Raw genomic sequence first — 1,216 nt, forward strand, 5'->3', positions numbered from 1 at the left:
CCCGATTACACCGGCACTCCCGATCTGTCGCTGAGCTGTTGTTTACCCGTGATGGCTTTCGTTTCCCGAGGCCCAAGCCAGACGCCAAGACCTTCAATCGGGCGACAAGCTTTGCGGCAGCCAGAGGTTCGGCTAGCTTTCCTCCGCCCGGGCGGCCGCCGCGTATGTCCAGGCTTCGGCCAAAGGCGGCGGCGCATGGCTCAACCATGTTCTCAACGCCCGGCGCACCAAACCGTCAAGCTTGCGCTTCCAGAGAACGCCATTCGGCGCACTTGCCATGGCTGCGCAGGTGATTCATGCTGTCGATGCGTCGCTGAGCGGCGTCGAGGCGTGAGAACCTCGGTTGAGATGAAGCGAACAAGCAGGTCGGAACCGCATGGCTGTTCATGCGTGCCCAAACGCGCCTGCAAGCCTTCACGCTTGCCTCGCACCGAGCTCGGGATGCGGCGACATCCCGCCTTGTCATCGGAGGCGACGAAGTGGCGTCTGGCGGCCGGAGTGCGAACACACCCCTGACGCTTCCCAAGGGAAGCGATCCCGAGGCGCTGTTCCGCGACTATGGCCCCTGGCTGCTTCGAACCCTGCAGCACAAATTTGGCAAAGAGGTCGCCGACGACCTGCTGCAAGAAACCTAGGCCGTTGAGAATCTGCTCGAGTTCGTGGACGCTCTCCAGGACCTCTTCGAACGACGGCGCTTCGCCGAAGATCCGGTTCGCCGGAGCGGGCTTTTAGCCTCCCCATCAAACGCAGAGTTCTGACGGCGCCGAGAGTTCGAATTCCATTGGGAAATGGCCAAAAATGGCGAGAGTTCGAATTCCTGTGGGTCGGATGGCGGACACTTCATCCTTCAACACAGAATTCAGCACCTTAGCCGCACCGCCAAATTGGCCCGAAAATCTCACCCATCATGCCACCCCACATCTCCTGCCGAAAACGAGGGGATTCGTAAGATATTGGGCAAAATGCCTAAAAACCCCGATTTCACCCACCAGCCAACCCGCCATCACACCCACCAATACGTTTGCGACTGGGTGAAATGCCCTGAATAAGGATGACACTTTATTTTTCGCCATCAGATTGAAAAATAAGGAAAATGAAACGCGCTGAAACGCCGTGAACTGATTAAAATTCAGACTCTCTGCCTGACCGCCGCCCTGCTGAGCACCCCTGCTGTGGCGCAGGAGGCCGCCCCGGTCCGCGATTCGACGCCCTTCAC

2 protein-coding genes are annotated in these 1,216 nt (G+C 58.9%); one reads left to right on the forward strand and one right to left on the reverse strand.

All coding sequences use genetic code 11. From position 1 onward, the window contains the following. The first annotated feature begins 386 nt into the window (after positions 1–386). Positions 387–635, forward strand: coding sequence for a hypothetical protein (locus HX774_RS18150; RefSeq protein ID WP_178828852.1), 249 nt, complete (start codon positions 387–389; stop codon positions 633–635). Between the two features lie 270 nt (positions 636–905). Here HX774_RS18150 and HX774_RS19825 read toward each other — a convergent pair. Continuing rightward, positions 906–1,216: hypothetical protein (locus tag HX774_RS19825; protein ID WP_218650514.1), on the reverse strand; the 311-nt coding region annotated here is incomplete at its 5' end.

The sequence above is a fragment of the Brevundimonas sp. P7753 genome (assembly GCF_013386595.1).
In the GTDB taxonomy this organism is placed as follows: Bacteria; Pseudomonadota; Alphaproteobacteria; order Caulobacterales; family Caulobacteraceae; genus Brevundimonas; species Brevundimonas bullata.